The sequence below is a fragment of the Kitasatospora sp. NPDC057198 genome, from assembly GCF_042670125.1.
Lineage (GTDB): Bacteria > Actinomycetota > Actinomycetes > Streptomycetales > Streptomycetaceae > Kitasatospora.
Genome location: NZ_JBHUWH010000799.1, coordinates 1 through 1,948, shown reverse-complemented (window position 1 = coordinate 1,948; position 1,948 = coordinate 1). Strand labels below are relative to the sequence as shown.

General features: G+C 71.5%; 3 protein-coding genes. All 3 read right to left on the bottom strand.

The annotated features are described in order from the left end of the window. Positions 1–4: 4 nt before the first annotated feature. On the bottom strand, positions 5–442 hold the full coding sequence (nusB, locus tag ACFUEL_RS39135; protein WP_099897939.1) for a transcription antitermination factor NusB: 438 nt from the start codon (positions 440–442) through the stop codon (positions 5–7). A gap of 2 nt (positions 443–444) precedes the next feature. Further along, a complete protein-coding gene (gene efp, locus ACFUEL_RS39130; RefSeq protein ID WP_033211640.1) occupies positions 445–1,008 on the bottom strand; it encodes an elongation factor P in 564 nt (187 codons plus the stop codon). Positions 1,009–1,078: 70 nt separating this feature from the next. Beyond that, the coding region (locus tag ACFUEL_RS39125) for a M24 family metallopeptidase (RefSeq protein ID WP_380242896.1) at positions 1,079–1,948 on the bottom strand (870 nt) is incomplete at its 5' end.

The following is a 1,948-nucleotide window of genomic DNA, read 5'->3' as shown; positions in this document are numbered from 1 at the left end:
GGGCTCAGCGCCGGATGCTCGGCTTGAGCTCCATGAAGCGGGCGAGCAGGCCGTTCACGAAGGCCGGCGACTCGTCGGTGGAGAACTCCTTGGCGATCTCCACGGACTCGTCCAGGACCACCGCGTCGGGCGTCCCGTCCTCCCAGATCAGCTCGTACGCACCGAGCCGGAGCACGTTGCGGTCGGCGATCGGCATCCGGTCCAGCGTCCAGCCCACCGCGTAGGTGGAGATCAGGTCGTCGATGGTGCGCGCGTGCTGCGCGTAGCCCTCGACCAGCTGCATCGTGTACTCCGCGACCTGCGGAATGCCCTCGTCCGGACGGGGGTCGCGCGCCCGCGCGATCCAGTCGGCGAGCACCCGTTCGGGGGACACGCCGCGGTGGTCCGCCTCGAACAGGATCTGGAAGGCCCGGGTGCGGGCCTTGCTACGTGCAGCGGCCACGGTTACTTGACCCGGCCGAGGTAGCTGCCGTCGCGGGTGTCGACCTTGACCTTCTCGCCGGTGGTGACGAACAGCGGCACCTGGATCTCGGCGCCGGTCTCCAGGGTGGCGGGCTTGGTGCCGCCGGTGGAGCGGTCGCCCTGGACGCCCGGCTCGGTCTCGGCGATGACCAGCTCGACCGCGGCGGGGAGCTCGACGTACAGCGGGACGCCCTCGTTCTGGGCGACCAGGGCCTCGAAGCCCTCGAGCAGGTACTTGGCGGCGTCGCCGACGGTGGCGGAGTCGACCGGGACCTGGTCGTAGGTGTCCATGTCCATGAAGATGAACGCGTCGCCGTCGCGGTACGAGTACTGCATGGTCCGCTTGTCGACGTTGGCGGTCTCGACCTTGATGCCCGCGTTGAAGGTCTTCTCGACGACCTTGCCGGAGAGGACCTCCTTCAGCTTGGTGCGAACGAAGGCCGGGCCCTTGCCGGGCTTGACGTGCTGGAACTCGACGACGGTCCAGAGCTTGCCGCCGTCCAGCTTGAGGACCATGCCGTTCTTGAGATCGTTCGTGGTAGCCACGGGCGCACTTACTCCTGATATGTCCGCTGTCAAGGAACACCAAGCCGCGCGCCACCGCGACCGGCTCCGGTCACAGCGCGAGGAGCTCCTTGGTGGTGATGGTGAGCAGCTCGGGCCCGCCCTCCTCGGGAGGCCGCACCACGAGCGTGTCCTCGATCCGGACACCGCCCCGACCCGGGAGATGGACCCCGGGGCCGACGGTGACCGGCACGCGATTGTCCAGTTTACCCATGTCGGCGGGCCCCAGGCGCGGAGCCTCCCGGATCTCCAGCCCGATGCCGTGTCCCAGGGCGTGGACGGACTGCTCGGCGTGGCCCGCGGCCTGGAGGATCGAGCGGGCCGCGTCGTCCGGGACGTGCTGTTCGACGCCGGGTCCGAGGGCCTCCCGGCCGGCCCGCTGGGCGCGGAAGACCAGCCGGTGCAGCTCGACCTGCCAGGCGGCGGGGGCGGCGCCGATCACGAAGGTGCGGGCGGTGGAGATGCCGTAGCCGCGGTAGCGGGCGCCGAGCGCGACGGTGAGGAAGTCGCCCTCCTCGACCCGGCGGTCGGTGGGCTGGTGGTGCTCCAGGCCGGAGTGGCTGCCGGTGCCGACCGAGACCGGGAAGGCGGCCCGGTCGGCGCCGTGGTCGATCATCCGGCGCTCCAGCTCCATCGCCAGGTGCCGCTCGGTGCGGCCGACCAGGATGGACTCGAGCAGTTCGCCGAGGGCCTGGTCGGCGATCTCGGCGGCGATCCGCAGGTCGGCGAGCTCGTACTCGTCCTTGACCACCCGCAGCCGCTCCACCGCCCGGTCCAGGTCGAGCAGCCGGGCCGTCCCGGCGAGCCGGGCGACGGTGCGGTGCCGAGCCACGGTGAGGTCGTGCTCCTCGACGGCGAGGTCGGACACCCGCAGCCGGGCGGCGGCCTCGGCGGCGACGGAGGCGGCGTCCGCCTCTGCGGG